At 65.7% G+C, this 25,021-nt stretch carries 21 protein-coding genes; 8 read left to right on the forward strand and 13 right to left on the reverse strand.

The genetic code is table 11. The annotated features are described in order from the left end of the window. Nucleotides 1-38 precede the first annotated feature (38 nt). Nucleotides 39-875 (reverse strand): invasion associated locus B family protein, encoded by an 837-nt coding sequence (locus tag NLM32_RS25180; protein ID WP_254131542.1) that lies wholly within the window; start codon nucleotides 873-875, stop codon nucleotides 39-41. A 260-nt stretch (nucleotides 876-1,135) separates the two neighbouring features. Between NLM32_RS25180 and NLM32_RS25185 the strand changes: the two genes are divergently transcribed. The 3 genes from NLM32_RS25185 to NLM32_RS25195 all read left to right on the forward strand — a co-directional run bounded on the left by NLM32_RS25185 (nucleotide 1,136) and on the right by NLM32_RS25195 (nucleotide 5,798). Then, a complete protein-coding gene (locus NLM32_RS25185; protein ID WP_254131543.1) occupies nucleotides 1,136-2,983 on the forward strand; it encodes an extracellular solute-binding protein in 1,848 nt (615 codons plus the stop codon). Between the two features lie 4 nt (nucleotides 2,984-2,987). Beyond that, the gene (locus NLM32_RS25190; protein ID WP_254131544.1) at nucleotides 2,988-4,490 is read left to right on the forward strand and encodes a class I adenylate-forming enzyme family protein; all 1,503 of its coding nucleotides are present in this window, start codon (nucleotides 2,988-2,990) and stop codon (nucleotides 4,488-4,490) included. A gap of 84 nt (nucleotides 4,491-4,574) precedes the next feature. After that, complete coding sequence (locus NLM32_RS25195; RefSeq protein ID WP_254131545.1) at nucleotides 4,575-5,798, forward strand: GGDEF domain-containing protein; 1,224 nt, start codon at nucleotides 4,575-4,577, stop codon at nucleotides 5,796-5,798. A 60-nt stretch (nucleotides 5,799-5,858) separates the two neighbouring features. Here the strand turns inward: NLM32_RS25195 and NLM32_RS25200 are convergent, their stop codons facing one another. From NLM32_RS25200 to NLM32_RS25215, 5 genes are all read right to left on the reverse strand, one after another. Beyond that, nucleotides 5,859-6,485: a TerC family protein gene (locus NLM32_RS25200; protein ID WP_254131546.1), complete on the reverse strand. Its 627-nt coding sequence runs from the start codon at nucleotides 6,483-6,485 to the stop codon at nucleotides 5,859-5,861. Further along, a complete protein-coding gene (locus NLM32_RS25205; RefSeq protein ID WP_254131547.1) occupies nucleotides 6,478-6,813 on the reverse strand; it encodes a hypothetical protein in 336 nt (111 codons plus the stop codon). Before NLM32_RS25205 ends, NLM32_RS25200 begins: the two co-directional genes overlap by 8 nt. 56 nt (nucleotides 6,814-6,869) lie before the next feature. Beyond that, nucleotides 6,870-7,001 carry a hypothetical protein gene (locus NLM32_RS45910; RefSeq protein ID WP_256568296.1) on the reverse strand — a complete coding sequence of 44 codons (132 nt, stop codon included), beginning with the start codon at nucleotides 6,999-7,001 and terminating at the stop codon, nucleotides 6,870-6,872. Nucleotides 7,002-7,350: 349 nt separating this feature from the next. Beyond that, the gene (gene mfd, locus NLM32_RS25210) at nucleotides 7,351-10,869 is read right to left on the reverse strand and encodes a transcription-repair coupling factor (RefSeq protein ID WP_254131548.1); all 3,519 of its coding nucleotides are present in this window, start codon (nucleotides 10,867-10,869) and stop codon (nucleotides 7,351-7,353) included. Beyond that, nucleotides 10,866-11,156 (reverse strand): succinate dehydrogenase assembly factor 2, encoded by a 291-nt coding sequence (locus NLM32_RS25215; RefSeq protein ID WP_254131549.1) that lies wholly within the window; start codon nucleotides 11,154-11,156, stop codon nucleotides 10,866-10,868. The genes mfd and NLM32_RS25215 overlap by 4 nt, the downstream gene beginning before the upstream one ends. A gap of 185 nt (nucleotides 11,157-11,341) precedes the next feature. On the opposite strand from NLM32_RS25215, the gene recG reads away from it, so the two are divergent. Next, entirely contained in the window at nucleotides 11,342-13,450 is a 2,109-nt protein-coding gene (gene recG, locus NLM32_RS25220) for an ATP-dependent DNA helicase RecG (protein ID WP_254131550.1), read from the forward strand. Here the strand turns inward: recG and panE are convergent. The 4 genes from panE to glmS form a co-directional block, all read right to left on the reverse strand. Then, on the reverse strand, nucleotides 13,447-14,376 hold the full coding sequence (gene panE / locus NLM32_RS25225; protein WP_254131551.1) for a 2-dehydropantoate 2-reductase: 930 nt from the start codon (nucleotides 14,374-14,376) through the stop codon (nucleotides 13,447-13,449). The genes recG and panE overlap by 4 nt on opposite strands. An 81-nt stretch (nucleotides 14,377-14,457) precedes the next feature. Then, a complete protein-coding gene (locus tag NLM32_RS25230) occupies nucleotides 14,458-15,315 on the reverse strand; it encodes an NAD(P)-dependent oxidoreductase (protein ID WP_254131552.1) in 858 nt (285 codons plus the stop codon). 109 nt (nucleotides 15,316-15,424) lie between these two features. Continuing rightward, the gene (locus NLM32_RS25235) at nucleotides 15,425-16,195 is read right to left on the reverse strand and encodes a DUF502 domain-containing protein (protein ID WP_254131553.1); all 771 of its coding nucleotides are present in this window, start codon (nucleotides 16,193-16,195) and stop codon (nucleotides 15,425-15,427) included. 79 nt (nucleotides 16,196-16,274) lie between these two features. Next, nucleotides 16,275-18,101, reverse strand: coding sequence for a glutamine--fructose-6-phosphate transaminase (isomerizing) (gene glmS, locus NLM32_RS25240; RefSeq protein WP_254131554.1), 1,827 nt, complete (start codon nucleotides 18,099-18,101; stop codon nucleotides 16,275-16,277). 219 nt (nucleotides 18,102-18,320) lie between these two features. Between glmS and NLM32_RS25245 the strand changes: the two genes are divergently transcribed. After that, nucleotides 18,321-18,551 (forward strand): hypothetical protein, encoded by a 231-nt coding sequence (locus NLM32_RS25245; RefSeq protein WP_254131555.1) that lies wholly within the window; start codon nucleotides 18,321-18,323, stop codon nucleotides 18,549-18,551. A gap of 9 nt (nucleotides 18,552-18,560) precedes the next feature. Here NLM32_RS25245 and NLM32_RS25250 read toward each other — a convergent pair whose 3' ends face one another. Together NLM32_RS25250 and glmU are read right to left on the reverse strand one after the other, a co-directional pair. Beyond that, nucleotides 18,561-18,737: a hypothetical protein gene (locus NLM32_RS25250; RefSeq protein WP_254131556.1), complete on the reverse strand. Its 177-nt coding sequence runs from the start codon at nucleotides 18,735-18,737 to the stop codon at nucleotides 18,561-18,563. A 47-nt stretch (nucleotides 18,738-18,784) separates the two neighbouring features. After that, a complete protein-coding gene (gene glmU, locus NLM32_RS25255) occupies nucleotides 18,785-20,152 on the reverse strand; it encodes a bifunctional UDP-N-acetylglucosamine diphosphorylase/glucosamine-1-phosphate N-acetyltransferase GlmU (RefSeq protein WP_254131557.1) in 1,368 nt (455 codons plus the stop codon). A 180-nt stretch (nucleotides 20,153-20,332) separates the two neighbouring features. Here glmU and NLM32_RS25260 point away from each other — a divergent pair, with 180 nt between their 5' ends. Both NLM32_RS25260 and NLM32_RS25265 read left to right on the forward strand, forming a co-directional pair. Beyond that, complete coding sequence (locus NLM32_RS25260; protein ID WP_254131558.1) at nucleotides 20,333-21,748, forward strand: hypothetical protein; 1,416 nt, start codon at nucleotides 20,333-20,335, stop codon at nucleotides 21,746-21,748. Between the two features lie 396 nt (nucleotides 21,749-22,144). Further along, nucleotides 22,145-22,525 carry a hypothetical protein gene (locus NLM32_RS25265; protein WP_254131559.1) on the forward strand — a complete coding sequence of 127 codons (381 nt, stop codon included), beginning with the start codon at nucleotides 22,145-22,147 and terminating at the stop codon, nucleotides 22,523-22,525. Here the strand turns inward: NLM32_RS25265 and NLM32_RS25270 are convergent. Next, a complete protein-coding gene (locus NLM32_RS25270) occupies nucleotides 22,485-24,149 on the reverse strand; it encodes a beta-(1-6) glucans synthase (RefSeq protein ID WP_254135416.1) in 1,665 nt (554 codons plus the stop codon). The genes NLM32_RS25265 and NLM32_RS25270 overlap by 41 nt on opposite strands. Before the next feature lie 225 nt (nucleotides 24,150-24,374). On the opposite strand from NLM32_RS25270, the gene NLM32_RS25275 reads away from it, so the two are divergent. Beyond that, nucleotides 24,375-24,971 (forward strand): beta-1-3, beta-1-6-glucan biosynthesis protein, encoded by a 597-nt coding sequence (locus NLM32_RS25275; RefSeq protein WP_254131560.1) that lies wholly within the window; start codon nucleotides 24,375-24,377, stop codon nucleotides 24,969-24,971. The last annotated feature ends 50 nt before the right edge of the window (nucleotides 24,972-25,021 follow it).

A 25,021-nucleotide genomic window follows, 5' to 3' on the forward strand; every position in this document is an offset into this window, starting at 1 on the left:
AACCGAGCGCCTTTTTCATGTCCGGGATTTGGTCCCGATTACTTCTGACCCGCCGGAGCTGCACTGGGTGCACCAGGCGCGCCGCCGTTCTGCTCGAGCTTCTTGCGCTGCTCGTCAGCCTTCTTCTGAAGCTCTTCCTGGAGCTTCTTCTGGGTTTCCTCGAACACCTTCGGATCGGTCGGCGGACCGTCATAGGCCTTCTGGAATTCGCCGGTGAGCGGCAGCGGCAGGGTCAGCGGCGCACCGTTGGCGTTGATCGCCTGCACCACGAGGTTCTGGCCCTTCTTCATGTTGGCGAGAAGCTCGGGCGTCGCCTCGTAGTCCGACATACAGCCGTTCTGGAAGCAGATCACATACGGGCTCTGCAGCGGCGGATTGTTGTCGACGATGACGCGGGTGCCGTGCACGAGCTGCATGCCGAGCGGCAGCGTCACGCGCAGGATCTTCTTGGGCTCGCCTTCCGGCTCGATGATCACGGCCGCGATGACAGGCTGGCCCGATTCGATGCGGCCGTCCTTGCCGGTGAAGCAGACCTGCTTGGCGTTGGCGTCCTGGCCCTTCAGGCAGAACTTGGTCCAGGGGGCGTAGATCAGCTGGATCTGCTGATCCGCGGGCTGAGCGCCCTGCGCCGCCGGAGCGCCCTGCTGGGCCGGGGCCTGCTGGGCCTGCGGAGCCGGCGCGGGAGCCGCAGCTGGCGCCTTGGGGGCAGCCTTGGGAGCGGCTTTCGGGGTTGCCTTCGGCGCCGCGGGCGCACCTGGGGCCGGCGCGGGGGTCTGCGCCTCGGCAGCAAACGGGACGACCAACGCCGTCGCCGTCAACAGGGCGAGAACTCGCCCGCGCGGCCGGACGGACGCGGCCAAATAACGGAAATTCATTGCAGAAAACCCTTTCTGAACGGGAAGTGCCCGAACCGCTCCGAAACGCCGAACCAAGCCGCCTTGGGCGCGGCTCTCTCCCCGTCAATTGAGGCAGATAAGTGACGGGCTCGGCGCTCGTGCGCGATTGCGTGCCTTCTTAACGCGGTCGACGGAAAGATCAATGCCGACAAGCGTCTTTGCCCACTTCCGGGCAGGCGCTCAGTGAAATCCCTGTGATAGGATTCAGCTCCTGACGGCCCTCGAATCAACGTGTCCGAATGTTCATGTTCCAGCGCCTGCTCGAGGGCCCCAGCGTCCGATTCTGCAGCATCGCTTTGGCCCTCGCCATCGGGCTGTCGGCCTTCGGCGGCGCGCGAGCCGAGGAGGCCCATGCGATCGCCATGCACGGCAAGCCGGCGTTGCCGGCCGATTTCACCCACATGCCCTATGCCAACCCCGATGCCACCAAGGGCGGCCGGCTGACCTGGGGCATCCTCGGCACCTTCGACAGCCTCAACCCCTTCATCGTGAAGGGACTGGCCGTGCAGCCGATCCGCGCCTACGTGGTCGAAAGCCTGCTCTCGCGCGGTCAGGACGAGCCGTTCACGCTCTATGGCCTGCTCGCCAAGACCGTCGAGACCGATGACGAGCGCAGCTACGTCACGTTCCGCATCGATCCCCGCGCGCGCTTCTCTGACGGCAGGCAGGTCACTGCCGAGGATGTGCTGTTCTCCTGGCAGTTGCTGCGCGACCACGGCCGTCCCAACCTCCGGCAATATTACGCCAAGGTCGCCAAGGCCGAGGCGCCCGATCCCCTCACCGTCCGCTTCGACCTCGCCGGCGCCAACGACCGCGAGCTGCCGCTGATCCTCGGCCTGATGCCGATCCTGCCGAAGCACGCCGTCGATGTCGCGACCTTCGAGGAGACGACGCTGACCGGGCCGATTGCCTCGGGCCCGTATCGCGTCACGGCGGTCAAGCCCGGTGCCAGCGTGACGCTCTCGCGCAATCCCGATTATTGGGGCCGCGATCTCCCGATCAATCGCGGGCTGTTCAATTTCGACGAGATCCGGCTCGACTATTTTCGCGAAGCCAACGGCCAGTTCGAAGCCTTCAAGCGCGGCCTCTATGATTTCCGCGTCGAGCACGAGCCGTTGCGCTGGCACGACGGCTACGATTTTCCGGCCGCCAGGAACGGCGACGTGATCCGCGACACCATCAAACCCGGCGTGCCGCAGCCGTCCGAATTCCTGGTGTTCAACACCCGCCGTCCGATCTTCGCCGACATCCGCGTGCGCCAGGCGCTGACGCTGCTGTTCGATTTCGAGCTGGTCAATCGCAACTATTTCTTCTCGCTGTATTCGCGGGTCGCCGGCTATTTCGCGGGATCCGACCTCTCGGCCTATGGCCGCCCTGCGGATGCACGCGAACGCGAATTGCTGAAGCCGTTTGCCGCGCAGATCCCGCCGGACATCATGGACGGCAGCTACCGCCTTCCCGTCACCGACGGCTCGGGGCGCGACCGGACGACGCTGCGCGCTGCGCTCAAACTCCTGTCCGACGCCGGTTACGATCTCGACGGCACCGTGCTGCGCAACCGCGCGACCAAGGCCCCCTTCACCTTCGAGATGCTGGTGACGACCCGCGACCAGGAGCGCATCGCGCTCGCCTTCCAGCGCGACCTCAAGCGCGCCGGCATCGTGCCGAGCGTGCGTTCGGTCGATCCCGTGCAGTTCGACCAGCGCCGGCTGGCCTATGAGTTCGACATGATCCAGAACCGCTGGGACCAGTCGCTGTCGCCAGGCAACGAGCAGTATTTCTATTGGGGCAGTGCTGCCGCCGACAATCCGGGCACCCGCAACTACATGGGTGCCAGGGATCCCGCCATCGACGCGATGATCAAAGCCCTTTTGGAGGCCCGTGATCATACGGCTTTTGTCGCGGCGGTCCGGGCACTCGACCGCGCCTTGATCGCGGGCTTCTACACAATCCCCCTGTTTAACGTATCCGAACAATGGATCGCGCGCTGGAATCGGATAGAACGACCATCGACCACGGCGTTGTCCGGCTATCTGCCGGAGACCTGGTGGTCGAAGGGTGAGCCTCAAGCCAGTCCAGCGAAGTGACGCCGTGAACCAGCCAGCCGTATCGCCGACGCTCGACACGCTGTTCCAGCGGACGCTGATGCGACAGCCGCACGCGCCCGCCCTGCTCGATCCGCTCAACAAATCCCGCATCACCGGGCACCAGCCGCGGCGGCTGACCTATGCCGAAGCCGACACGGCCATCGAGGCGCTGTCGGCGCATTTCGTCGAATCGGGCCTGCCGGCCAATTCGGTGATCGCCATCCAGTTGCCTTCCACGGTCGAGTTCGTGCTGACGGTGCTCGCCGCCCATCGCGCCGGCCTCGTGGTCGCCGTGCTGCCGCTGCTGTGGCGGCAGGCAGAGCTGGCGGCCGCGCTCAACCGCACCGCGGCGCGCGCCATCGTCACCATGAGCAAGGTCGACGGCGTCAGCTATTCCGACCTTGCGATGCATGCGGCCGCCGAAGCCTTCTCGATCCGCCACGTCTTCGGCTTCGGCGCCGATCTGCCCGAAGGCATGGCCTCGCTCGACGAGGTGCTCACACGCCCGCCCGGCACCACGCGCGCGGTGATCCAGGACGGCCGCAAGGCGGCGATGATCTCCTTCGACGTCACGGCCGAAGGCTTCCGCCCGGTGCCGCGGCCGCATTTCAGCCTGATCGCGGGCGGGCTTGCAATGTCGCTGGAAGCCGACATCCAGCAGGGCGCGACCGTAATGTCGGCGTTCACGCCGATGTCATTCGCGGGCCTCGCCTCCTCGCTCGCGGTGTGGCTGCTCTGCGGCGGCACGCTGGCGCTGCATCATCCGTTCGAGAGCGAGGTGCTGGAGCAGCAGATCAACGAACACGCATGCGACGTGCTGATCGCGCCGGCCCAGCTCGCGCTGCGGCTTGGCGATTCCAATCTCGCGGCGCGGATGCCGACCTTGCGCAATGTCATCGGACTCTGGCGCGCGCCGGAGCAGGTGGCCGCAAGCGAAGCCTGGATCGCGCCGCATGCGCCGCTCACGGACGTCTATCTGTTCGGCGAGGCCGGGCTGTTCGGCGCCCGGCGTGGCGAGGACGGGGTGCCTGTTACGGTGATGCCGGGGCCGCATGGCGCCCCGCGCGAGCAGTCCGGCTCCTCGATCGCGGGCGATATCCTGCTGACCCCGAAGGGCACGCTCGGCCTGCGCGGCCCGATGGTGCCGATCGCGGCCTACGCTCCGCCGCAGCCGGTCGGCGAGACCCTGACGGCGCAGCCGCCTCGCGACTACGTCGACACCGGCTATGCCGCGCGGATCGACCGCGCCAGTGGCGCGATCTGCATCACCGCGCCGCCCTCCGGCATCATGGCGGTCGGCGGCTATCGCTTCCTCTCCAACGACCTCCAGGAATGGGCACGCCGGCTCGGCCAGGGCGCGTTGCTGACGGCCCTGCCCGACCGCCTCTCGGGCCATCGGCTGGCCGGCCGGGCCCAGGACAATACCCGCGCCCGCGAGGCGCTGAGCGAACTCGGCCTTAACCCCCTGATGGTCGAGGCTTTTCGCGACCGCTCCGGGCCGGTTTGAGCACAGTTTTGGCTGGAACATTGACGCTGCATTAAGGCCGCCGGACTAGATTGCGCTGCATCGATTGCGTGATCAGAGTATCCCATGTCCCAGGCGGGCCCGATCCTGTTTGTGTCCAATGCCGAGCGCCCCGCCTTCATCGCGGCGCTGGACGAGGCCCGTCTGTTTCCCATCGTCGACAGCGACTGGGCGAGCGCGGCGCGCGCCGTCAGCGAGGTTCAGCCGGCCGCAGTCCTCGCCGCCATGTCAGCCGGCCACGAGCCCCATATCGCGCTCCTCGCCAAGAAGATCGCTGACCAGCCGCTTTATCTTCCATTGGTCGCGCTGGATGCGCAGACCCCGCTGCCCCACAACGCCTTGCCCTTCGCCACCCGCGGCAATGCTGCCGAACGCCTGATCGCGCGCCTGCGCGCCGCGATCCGCGTCCGCACGCTGCACGCCACCGTGCTGCGCCGGCTGCCGGAGGCGAAGGTCGCCGTGCCGGAGGCCGATCCGATGCGCGATGCCATCGTGCTGCTGATCGGCCGCGGTGCCGCCTACCCGGCGCTCTCCGTCGCACTCGGCGAGCGCACCGGCGTGGTCGGCGCGCTCTCGATCGAGGCCGCAGCAAAACATCTCAACACCCGCGACATCGACGGCGTCGTGCTCTCCGACGGTTTCACCCCGCGCGTCACCGATGCCTTCCTCACGGTGCTTGCGGAGGACACGCGCTTCCGCAACCTGCCGGTGGTCGTCACCGCGCATCAGCTCACCCAGAGCTACGACCTGCCCAATCTCGAGTTGATCGCGGGCGAACCTGCGAAGGTCGCGGCCAATGCGCTGCCACTGATCCGCCAGCACGCGATGGAAGCGCAACTGAGCCGCACGTTGCGCTCGATCGACGCCGGCGGCTGGCTCGACCCGCGCAGCGGCCTGTTGACGGTCGAAGCCTTCGCGCGCGATTTTGCCAAGGCGGTCGAGCAGACGCTTGCCCGCGGCGGCGGCCTGTCGGTGGCGCGTTTCGCCTTCGATCCCGGCAATCCCCGCGCGCAGCTCGATGCCGCACGCATCCTCAGCCGCCTGATGCGGCAGATGGATTTTGGCGCCGCGCAGAAGGACGGCTCGGTGATCGTGGTGTTCGCCGAGACCGACTTCCGCACCGCGCACATGATCGCCCGACGACTGTCGGCGGTGATGAAGCACACGTCCAACGGCAAGCACGAGATGCGCAGTGATCCCGTCGTCAGCGTGGATTCGCTGTCGCCGTCGGATACGGCAAGGTCGCTGCTGGGGCGGCTATCGGCGGACGCGTCAAGGGCGGCGTCGTAGGTAGGCCAGCGCAGACGCAAGACACGACGCGGCCGCATGTCATGTCGACGCGGCCGCATGTCATGTCGACGCAACCCTCATGATATCCAGCGTTCCGCGAAAAATCATGTCGACTGCCACGTACAGAATCACGGCCAGGCCGACGTAGGCAATCCATCGTTGATCGTGCAGCAGGCGCGCTATGAAAGAAGCGGCCACGCCCATCATCGCAATGGAAAGCCCCAAGCCGAAAATCATGACCACTGGATGCTCGCGTGCCGCCCCTGCGACAGCCAGGACATTATCGAGCGACATGGAAACGTCGGCCACGATAATCTGCCAACTCGCTTGGACAAGTGTTTTACGGGGCTTGTTTCCTGCGCTTGCTCCCGCCTCCCTCGCACCTGCGGGCCCTGTCGAGGAGGCACGCAACTCCCGCCACATTTTCCAACACACCCACAACAACAGGATTCCGCCGGCGAGCAGGAGGCCGACGATCTGGAGGATTTGCGTGGCTAACACGGCGAACAGTATTCGCAGAACCGTCGCGACGACGATGCCGATCAAGATCGCCTTGGCCCGTTGCGTCTGAGGAAGTCCGGCGGCGGCAAGACCGATGACGATGGCGTTATCGCCAGCGAGCACGAGGTCGATCAGAACGACCTGCAAAAGAACGTTCAGGACATCTGTGATGGGAAATTCAATCACGGGTCAGCGGCTCGAAAAAAAGCGCTACTTGATCCGGTTCGCTGAAAATCGCCGCGGCGCAACCCATCATGGTGAATGCACCGGCAATATCCCACAGCGTTACATTTTCCAGCGTTACAGTTTCCGAATCCGTTCGGGCTAAAAGAGCGGCGATCATTGCGCCTGAGAAAAGCAGAATGCTGAGCGCAGGCAGGACGAGTTCGGACTCCAGCAAGTGGATCATCGATAATGCGGGAGCCGCGATCAGCAGGCTCAATAGCGCGAGCATACCGAAGGAATCCCGCCAGGGAGCATTCCTGTTTGTCCAGCTTGCATGAGGAGCAATCATTTTGTCCTCTTGCAGAGGGGCGTCCCGGATGGCCAGTTTGCCGACGCCTCTCTCGATCAATGTTTTGTCGGGCGCCTACTTTCCACCAGCGAAATAACGCCAGCAGCCACCACGGCAATCACGACGACGGTGGCAAGCGCCTCGACCGTGACCAGGGTCTCGTACCATTTATTCCAAAGCTCGAGCATGCACTGGCCCCTATCGAGAGCCCACCCGCGATCGATCAAATCCACTCTCTCAAGGACGTGCCTTTGCCACCAAAAACGCAATGCTACCTATCGACGCGCGGGTTTTGACCGCGCGTCAACATGGCTATGCACCGCAATCGAATTAAGCCGCCTTCTTGCTCCGCGCGACTGTCCGCCGACGCATCAAGGGCGGCCTCGTAGCGACGACCTGGACCCCGTAGGGTGGGCAAAGCGGCTTGTCCGCCGTAGCTCGGAGGGCGAAGGCGGAAGCGTGCCCACCAGACCTATCGTCGCGGAAAAATCGTGGGCACGGCGCAAGAGCGCCTTTGCCCACCCTACGGCACCTCGCCTACGCCGCCTTCTTTTTCTGCGCGAGCTGCGCCAGCTGCCGCATGATCTCCGTGGTGCCGGCGAGACGTTCTTCCGGCGTCTCCCAATCCTGCAGGAACACCACCTTCATGTCGGGCCGGACCTTGGCGGCCTGACCATAGCTGCGGATGAACGACACCAGGCGGTCGGGATAGGCGAAGGAATTGTCGCGGAAGGTGATGACGGCGCCCTTCGGGCCGGCATCGATCTTGCCGACATTGGCCTGGCGGCAGAACGCCTTGATGGCGGCAACCTTGAACAGGTAGCGCACCTCGTCCGGCAGCACGCCGAAGCGGTCGCGCATCTCGGCGCCAAAGTTGTCGATCTCCTCCTCGCTGTCGAGATCGGCGAGGCGCCGGTAGAGCGACAGCCGCACCGAGAGATCGCCGACATAATCCTCCGGAATGAGCACGGGCATGCCGATGGTGATGGTCGGCGACCAGCGGTCGGCGGCGGGCTCGGAAACGCCGGCCTTGAGGTTGACGATCGCCTCCTCCAGCATCGACTGGTAGAGTTCGAAGCCGACTTCCTTGATGTGGCCTGACTGCTCCTCGCCGAGCAGATTGCCGGCACCTCTGATATCGAGGTCGTGCGAGGCGAGCTGGAAGCCGGCGCCCAGCGTCTCCAGCGATTGCAGCACAGTGAGCCGGCGTTCGGCCTGGGCCGTGATCTTCTGCTGCGACGGCAGCGTGAACAGCGCATAGGCCCGCAGCTTGGAGCGGCCGACGCGGCCGCGGAGCTGATAGAGCTGGGCGAGGCCGAACATGTCGGCGCGGTGCACGATCAGCGTGTTGGCGTTGGGAATGTCGAGACCGGATTCGACGATCGTGGTCGACAGCAGGATGTCGAACTTGCCGTCGTAGAACGCGGTCATGATGTCCTCGATCACGGCAGGCGGCATCTGGCCGTGCGCGACCGCGACCTTCATCTCCGGCACGTTCTTGTCGAGGAAGTCCTTGACCTCGGCGAGGTCGTCGATGCGCGGCACCACGTAGAACGCCTGGCCGCCGCGATAGCGCTCACGCAGCAGCGCCTCGCGGATCATCAGCGGATCGTGCGGGGCAACGAAAGTGCGCACCGCGAGACGGTCGACCGGGGGCGAGGCAATGATCGAGAGCTCGCGGACACCGGTCAGCGCCAGTTGCAGCGTGCGCGGGATCGGCGTCGCCGACAGCGTCAGCACGTGCACCTCGGAACGCAGTGCCTTCAGCCTTTCCTTGTGGGTGACGCCGAAGTGCTGCTCCTCGTCGACGATGACGAGGCCGAGATCGCGGAACTTGATCGCCTTGCCGAGCAGCGCGTGGGTGCCGACGACGATATCGACCGAACCGTCGGCAATGCCCTTCTTGACCAGGTTCAGCTCCTTGGTCGCGACCAGGCGCGAGGCCTGCGCCACGTTCACCGGAAAGCCCTTGAAGCGCTCGGTGAAGGTCTTGGCGTGCTGGCGCGCGAGCAGCGTGGTCGGCACCACGACCGCGACCTGCTTGCCTTCGAGCGCAACGGCAAAGGCCGCACGCAGCGCCACCTCGGTCTTGCCGAAGCCGACGTCGCCGCAGATCAGACGATCCATGGGACGGCCGAGCTCGAGGTCCTTGAGGGTGGATTCGATGGCTCCTAACTGGTCCTCGGTCTCGTCATACGGGAAGCGCGCGCAGAACTCGTCATAGACGCCCTGCTGCACCGGCATCTTGGGTGCCTCATGCAAATGGCGCGCGGCGGCGATCTTGATCAGCTCGCCCGCGATCTCGCGGATGCGGTTCTTGAGCTTGGCCTTGCGGGTCTGCCAGCCGGAGCCGCCGAGACGATCGAGCTCGACCGTGGTCTGGTCGGAGCCGTAGCGCGACAGCAGCTCGATGTTCTCGACCGGCAGGAACAGCTTTGTCTCGGCGGCATAGTGCAGCTCGAGACAGTCATGCGGCGCGCCGGCGACGTCCAGCGTCTGCAGGCCGATGAAGCGGCCGATACCGTGATCGACGTGGACGACGATGTCGCCCGCGGTGAGGCTCGTCACCTCCGAGATGAAATTGTCGAGCTTGCGGCTGGCCTTGCGCGGCCGCACCAGGCGGTCGCCCAGAATGTCCTGCTCGCTGATGACCGCGATCTCGTCGGTCTCGAAGCCGCTCTCCAGGCCGAGGACCGCGAGCATGGTCTCGTTGCGCGGGGTCGCCTGCACCGTCCGCCAGGCGTTGACGCTGGTGGTGTGGGTCAGCTTGTGATCGCGCAGCATCGAGGTCATGCGATCGCGCGAGCCTTCGCTCCAGAGTGCGATCACGACTTTCTTGCGGTTCGCCTGCAGGCCCATGACATGGGCGACGACGGACTCGAATACGTTGACCGTGCTGTCGTTGCGCTCGGGCGCAAAATCGCGGCCCTTGCGGGCGCCGGCATCGACGACGCTGGTGCCGTCGGTCGGCACGGAGAACGCCGTCAGCCGCGCCAGCGGGATGTCGCCGATCCGCTTGCCCCACTCGCTCTCGGTCAGATAGAGCCGGTCAGGCGGCAGCGGCTTGTAGATGGCGCCGCCGGCGGGGTGCTCCATCGCATCGCGGCGCGCCTCGTAATAGTCCTGGATCTGCTTGAAGCGCTCGCGGACGGCGTCCTCGGCCTGCGGCTCGATCGCGACGGCGGCGCCTTGCAGATAGTCGAACAGCGTGTCCATCCGGTCTTGGAACAGCGGCAGCCAGTGCTCCATGCCGGGATGGCGGCGGCCTTCGCTGACCGCCTCGTACAGCGCATCGTCGCGCTCGGGTGCGCCGAACTCGGCGACATAGCCCATGCGGAAGCGGCGGATGGTATCGGTGACGAGCTGGAATTCCGAGATCGGCACCAGGTCGAGCGCGCGCATGTCGAGCAGCGTGCGCTGGGTCTCGGCGTCGAAGGTGCGGATCGATTCCAGGCTGTCGCCGAAGAAGTCAAAGCGCACCGGCTGCTCGAGGCCGGCCGGAAACAGGTCGAGGATGCCGCCGCGCACGGCGTATTCGCCGGGCTCGCGCACGGTCGAGGAACGATTGTAGCCGTTATGCTCGAGCCAGGCGACGATGGTGTCCATCGGCACGACATTGCCCGGCGCAACCGACAGCGCCTGCGCCGCGACCAGCTCGCGCGCGGGCACGCGCTGCACCACCGCGTTCACCGTTGTCAGCACGATCAGCGGCTTGTCGCTGCCGGTGAGCGGGGCCAGCCGCGCCAGCGTCGTCAGGCGTTGCGCCAGAACGCCGCCGTGCGGCGAGACGCGGTCATAGGGCTGGCAATCCCAGGCCGGGAAGGTCAGCACCGGCAGATCGGGCGCGAAGAATTGCAGCGCGCGTTCGAGCTGCTGCATGCGGGCACCGTCGCGGCAGACCACGGCAAGGCTGACAGGCGGTTTCTTCGGCCGCGCCGCCAGCGCGCGCGCAAGATCGGAGACGACGAGGCCCTCGGCGCCTTCGGCGACATTGGCAAGCGTCACCGCGCGGCCGGGCGTCAGCAGCTCGGCCGGAGATTTCATTCCCGGTTTCATACGTCGCGGTCCGCGATCGGATAGGCCTTGATCCGGGCATACAGGGCGCCGGTGACATCAGCTGGCAGCACCTTGTCACCGGTGATGGCGGCATAGAGGTCGGGATCGTTGACCTCGAGCAAGGTCTCCAGCTCGGTCAGCTCGGCGTCGGAGAGATTGGCGATCTCGGCGTCCGCGAAGCGGCCGAGGATCAGGTCCATCTCGCGCGTGCCGCGGTGCCAGCAGCGGAACAGCAACCGCTTGCGGCGGTCGTCCAGCCCGTTGCTCGATCGTGTCGTTCCCGTCATGTCTCAAATCCAGTCAAACGCCGAAAGCCCGGACGTGCCGGGCCGGGGTGATATAGCCACTCGGACCTGCCGTGTCAGCCCTCGATTTGGCATGGCCGCACCGGCGCACAGGGCCGCGAAAAAAGACGTGGATGCCCGGCATAAAGCCGGGCATGACGGGCCGAAACGATCCTAGATTCGCGTCCATGCGCCCCAGCCTGCTCAATCCGCTGTTTGCTCCCGTGACCACGCTTCCCGGCGTCGGTCCGAAGCAGGACAAGCTGCTGCAATATCTGCTCAGCCGCAACGAGACGCCGCGGCTGGTCGATCTGCTGCTGCATCTGCCGAGCCAGGTCATCGACCGCCGGGCGCGGCCGAAAATCCGCGACGCTGGTGTGGGAACCATGGTGACGCTGGAGGTCACCGTCGACCGTCACCGCCCGCCCCCGCCGCGCAACTCCCGCGCGCCGTATCTGGTCTATGCCAGCGACGACACCGGCGACGTCGTGCTGACCTTCTTCCGCGCCAAGCCCGGCTATGTCGAAAAGCTGCTGCCGATGGGCGAGAAGCGCTTCGTCTCCGGCACGCTGCAGATGTATGACGGCATCCCGCAGATCGTGCATCCCGACCGCGTGCTCGACGAGGAGGCGATCTCAAAGCTCTCGGGCATCGACCCGGTCTATCCGCTCACCGAGGGCCTCGCGCTCGGCTCGCTCCGCCGCGCGATCGCGCAGGCGCTGCAGAAGCTGCCGGCCCTGCCCGAATGGATCAGCCCGGAGGTGCTGCGCCGCTGCCATTTCCCGCCGATCGCGGAAGCGCTCAATCGCGTGCACCAGCCGGTCGAACTGACGGACATTCTGCCGGACCAGCCGTTCTGGTCCCGCCTCGCCTTTGACGAACTGCTTGCCGGCCAGCTCGCGCTCGCCCTGATCCGCGCCCAATTGCGCCGCCCGGCCGGCGTGCGCAACGCCGGCGACGGCCACCTGCGCCACAGGATCATCGACGCCCTCCCCTATGCCTTGACGTCCTCTCAGCGTGACGCGGCCGCGGCGATCGCGAGCGATCTGCAACAGCCCGTGCGCATGCTGCGCCTGCTCCAGGGCGACGTCGGCTCCGGCAAGACCGTGGTCGCACTGCTCGCTGCCGCCGCTGTCGCCGAGGTCGGCAAGCAGGCCGCGCTGATGGCGCCGACCGAAATCCTGGCGCGTCAGCACATCAAGACCATCGCGCCGCTGGCCGAGCGCGCCGGCATGCGGGTCGCGATCCTCACCGGCCGCGAGAAGGGCAAGGAGCGGCGCGAGATCATCGCGCAACTCGCCGAGGGCGAGATCGATCTGCTCGTCGGCACCCATGCGCTGATCCAGGACGACGTGATCTTCCACGATCTGGCGCTGGCCATCGTCGACGAGCAGCATCGTTTTGGCGTTCGCGAGCGCCTGGCGCTGACCTCGAAGGGCGAAGCCGTCGACGTTCTGGTGCTGAGCGCCACGCCGATCCCGCGCACGCTGGTGCTGACCTATTTCGGCGATATGGACATCAGCGAGTTGCGCGAAAAGCCCGCCGGCCGCCAGCCGATCGACACCCGCGCCGTCGCCATGAGCAGGCTCAGTGAGGTCATGGACGGCGTCGGCCGTGCGCTCGAATCCGGCAAGCTGGTGTACTGGATCTGCCCGCTGGTCGAGGAGTCCGAGGCCGAGGGTACCGAGCATCTCACCAACGCGACCAAGCGTTTCGAGAGCCTAGAGAAGCGCTTTGGCGATCGCGTCGGCCTCGTCCATGGCCAGATGAAGGGCACCGAGAAGGACCGCGTGATGGGCCAGTTCGCGGCCCACGAGATCGGACTTCTGGTCGCGACCACCGTGGTCGAGGTCGGTGTCGACGTGCCGGCCGCCACCATCATGGTGATCGAGAATGCCGAGCGCTTCGGCCTCGCCCAGCTGCACCAGCTGCGCGGCCGCATCGGGCGCGGCTCGGAGGCTTCGACCTGCATTCTGCTCTACAGCGAGCCGCTCGGCGAAATGTCGAAAGCGCGGCTCAAAGTGATCCGCGAGACCACCGACGGGTTTCGTATCGCCGAAGAGGATCTCAAATTGCGCGGCGAAGGCGATGTGCTCGGCGTCCGCCAGAGCGGCCTGCCCGGCTACCGCATCGCGCGCTCGGAGGTCCACGGCCAGCTCATCACGCAAGCCCGCGACGAAGCGCTGCGCATCATGAAGGACGATCCGAAGCTGAAGGGCGAGCGCGGCGAGGCGCTGCGCTGCCTGCTGTATCTCTACGAGCGCGACGAGGCGATCCCGCTGATCGGGGCGGGTTAGTTCGCCGGTTTTTGCCGCCCAACCTCATAAGCCGCGACATGCGCCCGGGCGAGATCGAGCACGGGTGTTTCGATGTCCAGCGCCCGGGCCCGATTGGCCATGTCGCCGAGGATATGCTCCGCCTCGGTGGTCGAACCGCGCTCGATATCCCGCAGCATCGACGCCTTCAGCGGCGAGTTCGCTGTGGTGAACAGCTTTCGGTCGAATTCGATGAACGGCGCGCGCGGCTCGAAGCCAGAGGCGGTCGCGACAGCGCAATGCTCCGCAAAAAGCCGGAAGATCGCCCGCTCACCATTCGGCACGGTCAGGATGTCACCGATGCTGGCGCGCATCAGGCAGGTGATCCCGGCGAGCGTGCTCAGCTGGACGAACTTCTCCCACATGTCCTGCATGATCACATCGCTGGCGCGCACGTCGATGCCGGGGACCCGCAGCAGGTTTTCCAGCGCGAGCACACGCTCACTCAACGAACCCTTCACCTCGCCGAAGACGATGGTCTGGTTGGCCATGAACTGAACGACGCGACCATCCGCATCGAGCCCGGCGCTGACATTTGCGAGCCCGCCGAGGACGTGCTCGGCGCCGAACCGCGCGGTCAGGGCGTCGATGTGCTTCAACCCGTTGAGGATCGGCAAAATCATCGTGTTCGCGCCAACGGCCGGGGCAAACTGGCTCATGGCGTCGTCGAGCGAATAGGCCTTCACGCCAACGAGCACGACGTCGAAGGGATCGTTGAGCTCGTTCGCCAGCAGGATCTTCGGCTGCACGGCGAAGTCGCCGTGCGGGCTTTTGACCCTCAATCCGTCGCGACGCAACTGCTCAGCCCGCGCGGACCGCACCAGAAAAGTCACGTCGGCGCCCGCTCGGACCAGGCTCGCTCCGTAGTAACCTCCGAGCGCTCCCGCGCCGATCACCAGCACTCTCATTCCAACTCCCGTGTCATGTCAGCGATCGTCAGCCGTCGCCACATTGCATGAGCAGGCAGACTGATCGCGAATGCCTGATCATCAGGCCTTTTTCTGCGCAATGCTTGCGGCAAACGCCTTCAACAGCGACGCATCGACCGCCTCACCCTTCGCGTCCCCGGCCAGATGCTCGAACCATTTGGCAAAGCCCTGGTAGATCTGGCTTGCCGGATGATCCGGCCCGAGGAAGCCGGAAATCTCCTGCATCTCCGCGACCCAGCGATAGGCCTTCGGGATCATGTCGGGCAGCGCGACCTCGAGCCGCGCCAGGATCGCGGGCTGGCTGAGGGCGAGCTCGTCGCGCAGCGCATCCGCAGCACCGGCTTTCGTGGCCGCGACCACCATGGCGGAGCCGATGCCGGCGAGACCCTTGACGATACCGGCATAGGACATCTTGAGCGCGGAGGCCGCACCCACCGGACCTTCGACGGTGCGGACATCGAGCCCGAAATCTCTGAGCACGGCGACGTCTCTGGCGTGCTCGCCGGACAGATAGAAGGCCGGGCTCTTGCCGCCCGGCTGCGGCGGGAAGCCGATGATGCCGCCGTCGACGAAGGGCGCCTGCGCCGAGCCGATGATCTCCTCGATCCGCTTCACCGTGTCGACATTGACGGCGTTGCAGTCGACCACGACCGGCTTCTTTGCCCGTTTCACGATCAGCGCGGCCAGCCGCTCGGCCAGCGCCACCGCCTCGCCGGGCGGCACGATCGAGAGGATGATATCAGAGTCCGCGATCGCATCGTCCTCGGCGCCGACCATGCCCGCATCCGCCGCCCGTTTCAGCGTCGCCTCGCTTCGCCCCTTCAAGGATGTCAGCACGCGCGCGCCATTCTCGCTCAGGCGTCGCGCCACCGCGCTGCCCATGGCACCGGGCGCGAGGATCGCAATGGTTTTCGACATCGGGGGCACTCCAGTTCGAATTCCGAGCGTTGTCGCTCAACTCGACCGGAACATTAGCAGAGGATGCGAACGCCCGCGTGATCCACGGCCATCCCGCCGCGGAATGGCCCTACTCCGCCTTCGCAGGCTCGGGCCGGAGCGTGGAGGCGTTGGCAATGCGCGCGGCATTGGCCATACCGGCGAGCGCGGCTGCCTTCTTCGGATCCGGCGCTGCGCCCGGCTGCACCACGCCGGCCGACATGATCAGCGTCGCGGCATCCTCGGCGCTGAGGTCGACCTCGATGATCTTGCTCCTGGGCACATAAAAGAAGAAGCCGGTGGTCGGGTTCGGCGAGCATGGCAGAAACACCGAGACATGTTCTTCCTGCCCCGGCAGGCTGCGCGCGATGTCCTCACTCGGCGATTGCGAGATCAGCACGATCGACCACATGCCGGGCGATGGAAACTCGACGAGACCGACCTTGCGGAAGCTCGAGCCCTTGCCCGAGAACAGCGTCTCGAACACCTGCTTGAGACCGCGATAGATCGCACGCACCGCCGGAATCCGGCCGAGGAACGTCTCGCCGACGTCGACCAGGGTGCGGCCGATCAGGTTGGCCGCGAGAAATCCGACCAGCGTCAGCGTGAAGAATGCGACAATCAGTCCCCAGCCGGGGACGCCGTAAGGCAGATAAGTTTCCGGCCGATAGGCCAGCGGCACGAAAGGCCGCACCACGCCGTCGACCCAGGTGACGAACCACCAGACCAGGTACAGTGTAATCGCAATCGGACCGGTGACGATCAGCCCGGTCAGGAAATAATTGCGAAACCGGCCCATCAGGCCGGTATGCGGTTCCGGGGCGGGGTCAAGAGGCGCAGGCGCGTCGTCGCGGGTGGTCATTCGGGTTCCAGGTCGGTCGCTTGGTTCAAGCTAGGGGCTTCTAGCAGGTTTTGGAAGAGCGCGGCCTGGTCCCTGCTGCCTATTCCACCGTCACGGATTTCGCGAGATTGCGCGGCTGGTCGACGTCGGTGCCCATGACCACCGCCGTATGATAGGCGAGCAATTGCACGGGAACGGCATAGACCATTGGCGAGAAGGCCGCGGCCATGTCGGGCATGACGATGGTCACGAGCGACTCCACCGTCGCCTCCGCCGCGCCTTTGGCGTCGGTCATCAGGATGATGTTGCCGCCGCGGGCGGCGACCTCCTGCATGTTGGAGACGGTCTTCTCGAACACGCGGTCGTAGGGCGCGATCACGACGACCGGCATGGTCTCATCGATCAGCGCGATCGGGCCGTGCTTGAGCTCGCCGGCGGCATAGCCCTCGGCGTGGATGTAGGAGATTTCCTTCAGCTTCAGCGCGCCTTCGAGGGCGAGCGGGAAGCTGGTGCCGCGGCCGAGATAGAGCACGTCGCGGGATTTGGCGATCCTATGGGCGAGCTTCTCGATCTGGAGCTCGGTCGTGAGCGCATCCGACATCAGGCGCGGGATCTCGACCAGGCCGTGCACGAGCTTGGTCTCGTCCTCGGCGGACAATTCGCCGCGGGCCTTGCCGGCCGCGATCGCCAGGTTGGCCAGCACCATGAGCTGGCAGGTGAAGGCCTTGGTCGAGGCGACACCGATCTCGGGGCCGGCCAGCGTCTGCAGCACGGTCTCGCTTTCGCGCGCGATGGTCGAGGTCGGAACGTTGACGACGGCAATGGTGTGCGCGCCCTCGGCCTTGGCATAGCGCAGCGCCGCCAGGGTGTCGGCGGTCTCGCCGGATTGCGAGATGAAGATGGCGAGATCGCCCTTGCGCAACGGCGCTTCGCGGTAGCGGAATTCGGATGCGACATCGACCTCGACCGGCAGGCGTGCAAAACGCTCGAACCAGTATTTTGCGACGATGCCGGCGTAGCTTGCGGTGCCGCAGGCCGTGATGTTGATGCGCTGGATGTCCTTGAAGTCGAACGGCAGCTTGACCGGCAGCGAGACGCGCTCGGTCGCCATGTCGACATAGCGCGCCAGCGTGTGGCCGACCACTTCCGGCTGCTCGTGGATCTCCTTCGCCATGAAATGGCGGTAGTTCGCCTTGTCGACCAGCGAGGTCGAGGCGGCATGCTTGATCCTGTCGCGCTCGACGGCGTGACCGTCCTTGTCGAAAACCGTCGCGCTCTTGCGGGTCAGGACCACCCAGTCGCCGTCTTCGAGATAGCTGATCGTGTCGGTGAACGGGCCGAGCGCAATCGCGTCCGAGCCGAGATACATCTCGCCGTCGCCATAGCCGATCGCCAGCGGCGGACCGTTGCGGGCGCCGATCATGAGGTCATCATCGCCGGCAAAGATGAAGCCGAGCGCGAAGGCACCGCGCAACCGCGCCAGCGTCAGCTTGACCGCTTCCACCGGCTTGTTGCCGCGCGACAAGAGATCGTCGACGAGGTGCAGCACGATCTCGGTGTCGGTCTCGGTGTGGAACACCGTGCCCTTCTTCTCGAGCTCCTCGCGCAGCTCGCGGAAATTCTCGATGATGCCGTTATGGACGACGGCGACGCGTTCGGTCGCGTGCGGATGAGCGTTGTTGACGGTCGGCTTGCCGTGCGTGGCCCAGCGGGTGTGACCGATTCCGGTCGTCCCCTTCAAAGGCTCGGCTTCCAGCCGCCTCTCCAGATTCTTCAGCTTGCCCTCGGCGCGCCGGCGCTCGAGATGCTTGCCTTCGAGCGTGGCGACGCCCGCGGAGTCATAGCCGCGATATTCAAGACGTTTGAGCGAATCCACCAGTTGCTCTGCAACCGGCTCGCGCCCGAGAATGCCGACAATCCCGCACATGCGGATCAATATCCCCCAAATCGTCGAAAAATCGCCTAAACGACGCGCTCGGTTTTTAGCGAAGTTCCTAAGGAACCAGATACTCAATAATTATGACGGATTGCGACAGCAGCCGGCGACGTCAAGCTTCGCCCATGTCGATGTGGCCGGCTTTAACCGCGCGGATTAACTTGTTGTCAACAAGTTTGGCCAACGATTCTCGCTCGGGAGATCAAGGCCATGAAAGCCACGTCCGACCGCAAAGGTCTGCCAACGACGTATCTGCTCGCCAGTGAGAGCACCGGTACTCGCCTCGCGCATTGGCCGCCGCCTCAGCGCGCCATGGAGCGCGGCAAGGAAAGCAAGCCCGTCCTCATGACGCAGGCCAAAGGCGAACCGGCAAAGCGCGCCAGGCCGCGCGGCTGGCGCTTGTCGCGCGCGATGTTCTCGGAAGTCGCCGACGACGACTAAGGGCGCGCCTCACCACCCCAGCACCAGGGCAAAGACGAGGCAAACGACGAACGCCCAGAACGTCAGGCCGGTGACCAGCGACGCGATCTCGGTTGGGTCGGGGTCGCCGACCTGTTCCAGCACCCATCGTCCCGGCGGCATGACGACGTGCTTGACGAGGAATTCGAACACATCCAGGTCGTTCATGAGCGCGCAGCCCTAACGACACAGAAAAGCGCCTGGGATCCGGCCGCTCATTTCTCCGGCTTCTTTTCCAACTTTTTGCCGCTGGTCTTCATCTCGCGGTAGCGCGCAGCACCACCCTCGCGAATGGTCTGCGGGCTGCGCTCCAGCGCCATGGCGTCGTCCGGCACGTCGCGCGTGATCACCGAGCCCGAGCCGATATAGGCGCCGTTGCCGATCTTCACCGGCGCGACCAGCGAGGAGTTGGTGCCGACGAAGGCGCCCTGCCCGATCACCGTCTTGTGCTTCTTGAAGCCGTCGTAGTTGCAAGTGATGGTGCCGGCGCCGATGTTGGAATTGGCGCCGATGGTGGCGTCGCCGATGTAGGAGAGATGGTTGACCTTGACGCCGGCCTCCAGCGTCGCGGCCTTGGTCTCCACGAAATTGCCGATCCGCGCGCCATCGCCGAGCGTGGTGCCGGGACGCAAGCGCGCATAGGGTCCGATCGAAACCTTCTTGCCGAGCGTGGTCTCGACGATATGCGAGAAGGAATGGATCACGGTGCCGTCGGCGATCGAGACACCCGGTCCGATCACCACGAACGGCTCGATGGTGACGTCCTTGCCGAACACGGTGTCGGCGGCGAGATACACGGTTTCGGGGGCGATCAGCGTGACGCCGGCCTCCATCGCGGCCTTGCGCAGCCGCGCCTGCATCACGCTTTCCGCTTCCGCAAGCTGGGCCTTGGTGTTGATGCCGCGCACCTCGTCCTCGCTGGTTTCGATCACGACGGACTCCCATCCATTGCTGCGGGCGACGCCGACCGCATCGGTCAGGTAATACTCTGCCTTGGAATTCGCATTGCCTATCTTGTCCAGGATCGCGAGCGCGCGGCGGCCGTCGATCGCCATCACGCCGGCATTGCACAGATCGATCTTGCGCTCGTCCGCGCTGGCGTCGGCGTGCTCGCGGATCGCGACCAGACGGTCGCCCTCGACGATGAACCTGCCATAGCCGGTCGGATCCGCCGCGCGAAAACCGAGCGCGGCAATCGCAGCACCTTTCGCCAGCGGCGCGCGGAGCCGTGCAAAGGTTTCGGCCGAGATCAGCGGCGTATCCCCGAAGGCGATCAGCACGTCGTCGACGCCTCGCGCAATCGCCTCCCGCGCCGCCAGCACGGCATGCGCCGTGCCGAGCCGCTCGGCCTGCACGAAGATGAGCGCATCGGAGCGGATCCGCTTCGCCTCGTCCGCGACCGCCTGGTGATCAGGGCCGATCACGACCGCAAGCGCAGTGCCGGTTCCGCGCGGTGCGGCACCGAGCACATGGGCAAGCAGCGTCTGGGAAGCGACGGGATTCAGCACTTTCGGCAGGCTGGATCGCATTCGCGTGCCTTCGCCGGCGGCGAGCACGATCGTGAGGCTTGAGCGGGCGGTCATCGCAATCCTGTCAAATATGGCCGAATCGATCATCACATCGATGGGCGACACGTCAATGTCGTCCGAGCTTGTTGCCTTGCTACCCCCGCAAACGCCCGGAATTCAAGTGCGCGTGGGTTTTCCTGTTAATGTTCCCTGATTGATTCGGGGAAGCCAGGCAGGGCTGGGCACTAAACGTTCATGGCAAAGGATTCCGACCCACTGGCGGATGCCTTCGGCGACAAGGAGACCGGCGGGCTGTTCTCCGGACTCTTGGCAGAAGAAAGCACATTCGATCGCCGGATGATGTGGCGGCTGGGCTCGTGGGGAGTCGCGGCCGTCGGTGCCGTTGTGGTGGCCGTGCTGGCCAACCAGGCCCAGCTCGGCTGGCGGCGCGACCAGGTCGCCTCCGCCGATCTCGCCCGCCAGTCCGACCGTCTGCAGGTTCTGACCAAGGAAAGCCAGCTCGAGGCGCGTCGCCTCGCCTCCGCCATCGAGACGCTGAACACCGATCGCGACCGGCTCTATTCGCGCGTCACGGTGCTCGAGCAGGGACTTGATTCCGTCACCGGCGCCATCGCCAAGCAGAGCGCGACATCGCCGCAAGCGCCCGCGTCGAAGCCGCAGGACACGCCCGTCACCACTGCGCAGCCCCCGGCTCCGGATGTCGCGCCGGTCGCGTCGACCGCGGCCTCGCTGGTCGACAAGCCGCGCGCGGGGGCCGGCAAGGAGCCCAAGGAAGCGTCGAAGGAAGCGTCGAAGGACAGCTTGAAAGACGCGGCCAAGGATCAACCGGGCCCGCCGCCACAGACTGCCTCTGCCGCATCACTCGTTCCGCTGACGACGTCGGCGGTGCCGATCCTGCCGTTGGTGCCATCGAAGTCGATCATGGCGCCGCCTGATCCGGCGGCTTCGAAACTGATTCAGCCTCAACCAGACGCCTCGGAGCAGAAACCCGAGGCGGCGCCCGCTCCGACCGAAATCGCCGCGGCGCCAGCCAAGCCCCCCGAGGCAACCGAAGCCGAGTCTCCCGCAATCGCAGTCCAGCAGACGCGCTTTGCCATCGATCTCGGCGGTGCGAACTCGGTCGACGGCCTGCGCGCGCTCTGGCGCAGCCTGAGCAAGTCCCATCCGGAGGTCGCCGCGCTGCGGCCGATCATCATGATCAAGGAAGGCAATAACGGCCTCGGCATGCAGCTCCGTCTGGGGGCCGGCCCCCTGATCAATGCTGCCGCCGCCGCAAAGCTTTGCGCAGGCCTTGCCGAGAACGACCGCCACTGCGAGACGACCGTGTTCGACGGCCAGCGCCTGTCGATGCGCGGCGGCGCGGACAAGGGACAGGATAAGGGGCAGGACAAGGGTTCAGACAAGAACCAGGACAAGAGTTCGGAGAAGAGCCAGGAAAAGGGTCAGGACGCGGTACCGCAAGCTGAAACCGCGCCCGCGCCCGCGCCCGCCGCCAAGCCGGACAAGCGTCGCCGCAGCTACTCCTCCAAGCGCTCGTCAAGGCGCGAGGAGCCGGCGCCGCCGCCTGCACCCGCGCCGCAGCCGGCCGCTCAGGCCAAGCCGGAGACGGCATCGGCGAGTTCGACGATATCGTCGTTTTTCAGACGTTGAGGGGATCAGGGCTTCCGATTGAAACGCCGGAGCATCTCGCCTGAGACAGCGCCGCCTAGAGAGCGGCCATCAACTGGCTGATCTTGATTGCCCCGCAAATGATCATACCCCAAAGCGCAAAATTGACCTGCAACGCTTCAACCATTGCCAACCTCGCTCGCATCCCCGCAGTCGCGTTCTTGAACGACGTGATCTGCTTCTGATTAGACCTGCGATCACGCCTACGCTTCAAGTCGAATGTTAGGCGACGTTGAAATTCCCGCAAATCCGTATGGCTACGGTTCTAATGCGTTCGGGATGCCGCAAATCCATGCAGCGGCCCCTCCGCGAGGCCCCCGGTGCAAAAATCCCCCCGCCCCTGTTGCTCCCTCCCGCCATCCCGACCATATTGCCGGCATGACAAAGAAGCCGTTTCGCCTCACGCCCTACCAGGTGCAGTTTCTCATCGTCGTCGGTTTCGTCACCGTCGGCTGGGCGCTCTATGTGCGCTATCTCGCGGTCGAGTTCTCGCAGGTGGCGCTCGCATGCGATGCCGGCCTGCAGACCATGATCTGCAAGGCGCGCTCTGTGTCGACGTCGCTGTTCAAGAATTCGGTGTTCGGCATCGTCGCGCTGGTGATCGCGACGCTGAACCTGATGCGGCCGTCGATCGTGCTGCTCACGCTCGGCGTGGTCGCAGCCGGCCTCGGCATCGTGCTCTACAACATCGTGCTGTCGGGCCTGGCGATCGGCCTGCTCATCCTTGGCTTTGCTCGGCCCGCGCCCGCCACAGCGTGAGCGCGAACAAGAGATAGATGGCGCAGGTCCACATCGCCTGCCAATTATCGCGGCCTTCGTTCAGGATCACGTAGACCGCCGACAGCGCCAGCAGCCCTGCGAACACCGCTTCCGCGATCGGTCGCACGCCGATCTGCGGGCGGTTCAGCATCAACAGCGCGAACGGCACCACCGCCATCGTCAGCGAGGCATAGGGGAAGTCGCGATAGCGCGGGTCGAACACGAAGCCGAGCGCGGTCTCGGCCGCGATCACCGCCGTCACCGCCAGGGTCAGGCCCAGCACGGCCGAGAGCTTTGACCACTTCCGCCCTTCGCGCGGACCGAGCAGGTCGAGGAAGCTCGGCAAATTGCGGCCGATAACAAGCGCCTGCGCGCAGAAGATCGGCGACAGGATGCCGGCGAGCAGCAGCATGCCCCATTGCAGCCAGCCGCCCCAGCCGTAGCTCTCGTAGTACATCTTGTCGACGGCGATCCCGAGCAGGATGCCCGCCGACGTCGCGGAGATGCCGACGCCGAGCCAGGCCGAGAAGCGCGGCGTCCAGGGCCGGCGGCGCAGCGTGATGCCGGCCACCGCGAACACCAGCACGCTGAGGACCATGCCGGCGCCCATGTACCATTTCCAGAACGGGAAATTGCTGATCGGCTCACCCGGCGGATATTTCAGCTGGCGCCGGACGGAGTCGATCAGGCCCCAATAGCCGCCGACGGTGCCCTCGAGCCGCCGCTTCCACGGCTGGTCATAGGCCTCGATCAGGTTGACGCGAAACTTCAGCGCCTTCGCGAGCCCGAGGATTTCCGAGACCACGCGGGCCTGATTGGTGCGCGACGGCAGCGCGCCCTCGCGCATGCGGCCTTCGCTCGGCCAGCCGGTCTCGCCGATCAGGATTTCCTTGTCGGGGAACGCCACCGCCATGCGCTCGCGGATCGCCTCGACGTGGCTCGCGGCGAACTTCGCCTTCACCGGCATATCCTCCCAATAAGGCAGGATGTGAATCGTGACGAAGTCGACGGCGTCATAGACCTCGCGGTTCTTCAGCCAATATTCCCAGACGTCGGCATAGGTCACGGGCACGGTGACCTGCGCCTTCACCGAACGGATGATTGCGGTGAGGTCCGACGTCGTCATCTCTCCGCGCAGCAACACCTCGTTGCCGACGACGAGCGCGGAGATGGTGTCGGGAAATTCCTTGGTGAGGCGAACGGCGGTCGCAACTTGCGCGAAATTCTTGGCGCGGTTGCTGCCGAGCCAGATGCCCTGGATCACCTTCAGCCCGCCGATCCTGGCCGCGACCGAAGGCACCTGGTCGAGCCCGTTCTCGATCGAGTAGGTGCGGACGCAGTCGGTGATCTCTTTGAGCTGGCGCAGATCCTGCTCGAGCTGATCGGCCTCGATGTGGGTCCATTCGTTCAGCGGCGTCTGGTCGCCCCGGAACGGGGCGTAGGAGACGCATTGAACCTTGTCGTTGGGATCGATGGGCGCGCGCGCGAGCGTGATCGGCGTGGCAAGCCACCACCACACGGCAGCAATCGCACCCAGGGAGACGAGCAGGAGCGCCAGTGGCGTACGAAGTGAAATCGGTTCCGTCCTCCGCGAGGGTCCGTCGATTACCTGCTCGCACGCCATCTGCCAAGGGGGTGAGGCAGGTCGGCTGCGCACTCTCCCCGGGGAATTGGGCTGCGGCCGTTCGACCGGGCCCTAGGATCGTGACTTTGCTGGACAAAATTCCAATTACAGGTCATTGGATTTTGCGGGACTTTTCCGCCGCATTGGAGACCCATTTGGACGCCATCACGTCGGCGTCCGCGAGGTCCTCCCGCGCGGGCGGACGGCTGAGATATTGGGGAATTCATGCGGCGACGGGTGTTCGAGTTACGAAATGCGGTCCTGCGGCAGTTCGCCGCCACTTTGGCCGTCTCTTCCCTTGTCCTCCTGGCCAACATCGGCGGCGTTTCCGCCCAGAGCGGCTCGCCCGCGCCTGACCAGGGCAAGGCTGCCGCCCAGCCCGCCGACGCCGCCAAGGATGCCACCGCCCAGAACCAGCGCCGCACCGACGAATTCGCCGAAGCCGCCCAGGCCATCAACGGCCCGGCCGGCAACCCCGAATGCGTCTGGCTCGGCCGGCGCGTGGTGCGGCTGATGTGGCGGGATGACCTCGATACCGCGTTCCGCCATCTCGACCTCTATGACCGCTTCGGCTGCCCCGGCGGCCACATCCAGGCGGCGTTCCGCTGCCTGACCCGCTTCGGCGCCCAGATCGATCCCAAGATCGCCGAGACCCTGGACAGCCGGGTGCACGCGTGCTGGATCAATCCGGCCTCCCAGCCGCAGCAGGCGGCCGCCGCGGCCTCGCAGCCTCCGGCGCCGACGGCCGGTAGTGCGCAGCCGCCCCAGCCGGCCGCGAGCCCCGCGCCTGCGGCAAGCCCGTCACCCGCTCCCCAGAAATAGCCGCGATCGTTTCAGCCGCCGTTCAGGAACGATCGGCGATAGCAACTGAC

Source organism: Bradyrhizobium sp. CCGUVB14 (assembly GCF_024199935.1).
GTDB lineage: Bacteria > Pseudomonadota > Alphaproteobacteria > Rhizobiales > Xanthobacteraceae > Bradyrhizobium.

Excerpts from the sequence above, each read along its gene's own strand:
- recG (WP_254131550.1), top strand. The coding sequence starts at position 11,342 with ATGCGCCCCAGCCTGCTCAATCCGCTGTTTGCTCCCGTGACCACGCTT.
- NLM32_RS45910 (WP_256568296.1), bottom strand. The coding sequence starts at position 7,001 with ATGCTCGAGCTTTGGAATAAATGGTACGAGACCCTGGTCACGGTCGAG.
- NLM32_RS25235 (WP_254131553.1), bottom strand. The coding sequence starts at position 16,195 with ATGACCACCCGCGACGACGCGCCTGCGCCTCTTGACCCCGCCCCGGAA.
- NLM32_RS25180 (WP_254131542.1), bottom strand. The coding sequence starts at position 875 with ATGAATTTCCGTTATTTGGCCGCGTCCGTCCGGCCGCGCGGGCGAGTT.
- NLM32_RS25245 (WP_254131555.1), top strand. The coding sequence starts at position 18,321 with ATGAAAGCCACGTCCGACCGCAAAGGTCTGCCAACGACGTATCTGCTC.
- mfd (WP_254131548.1), bottom strand. The coding sequence starts at position 10,869 with ATGAAACCGGGAATGAAATCTCCGGCCGAGCTGCTGACGCCCGGCCGC.
- NLM32_RS25205 (WP_254131547.1), bottom strand. The coding sequence starts at position 6,813 with ATGATTGCTCCTCATGCAAGCTGGACAAACAGGAATGCTCCCTGGCGG.
- NLM32_RS25185 (WP_254131543.1), top strand. The coding sequence starts at position 1,136 with ATGTTCATGTTCCAGCGCCTGCTCGAGGGCCCCAGCGTCCGATTCTGC.
- NLM32_RS25215 (WP_254131549.1), bottom strand. The coding sequence starts at position 11,156 with ATGACGGGAACGACACGATCGAGCAACGGGCTGGACGACCGCCGCAAG.
- glmU (WP_254131557.1), bottom strand. The coding sequence starts at position 20,152 with ATGACCGCCCGCTCAAGCCTCACGATCGTGCTCGCCGCCGGCGAAGGC.
- NLM32_RS25250 (WP_254131556.1), bottom strand. The coding sequence starts at position 18,737 with ATGAACGACCTGGATGTGTTCGAATTCCTCGTCAAGCACGTCGTCATG.
- panE (WP_254131551.1), bottom strand. The coding sequence starts at position 14,376 with ATGAGAGTGCTGGTGATCGGCGCGGGAGCGCTCGGAGGTTACTACGGA.
- NLM32_RS25230 (WP_254131552.1), bottom strand. The coding sequence starts at position 15,315 with ATGTCGAAAACCATTGCGATCCTCGCGCCCGGTGCCATGGGCAGCGCG.
- NLM32_RS25195 (WP_254131545.1), top strand. The coding sequence starts at position 4,575 with ATGTCCCAGGCGGGCCCGATCCTGTTTGTGTCCAATGCCGAGCGCCCC.
- glmS (WP_254131554.1), bottom strand. The coding sequence starts at position 18,101 with ATGTGCGGGATTGTCGGCATTCTCGGGCGCGAGCCGGTTGCAGAGCAA.
- NLM32_RS25265 (WP_254131559.1), top strand. The coding sequence starts at position 22,145 with ATGACAAAGAAGCCGTTTCGCCTCACGCCCTACCAGGTGCAGTTTCTC.
- NLM32_RS25260 (WP_254131558.1), top strand. The coding sequence starts at position 20,333 with ATGGCAAAGGATTCCGACCCACTGGCGGATGCCTTCGGCGACAAGGAG.
- NLM32_RS25270 (WP_254135416.1), bottom strand. The coding sequence starts at position 24,149 with ATGGCGTGCGAGCAGGTAATCGACGGACCCTCGCGGAGGACGGAACCG.
- NLM32_RS25275 (WP_254131560.1), top strand. The coding sequence starts at position 24,375 with ATGCGGCGACGGGTGTTCGAGTTACGAAATGCGGTCCTGCGGCAGTTC.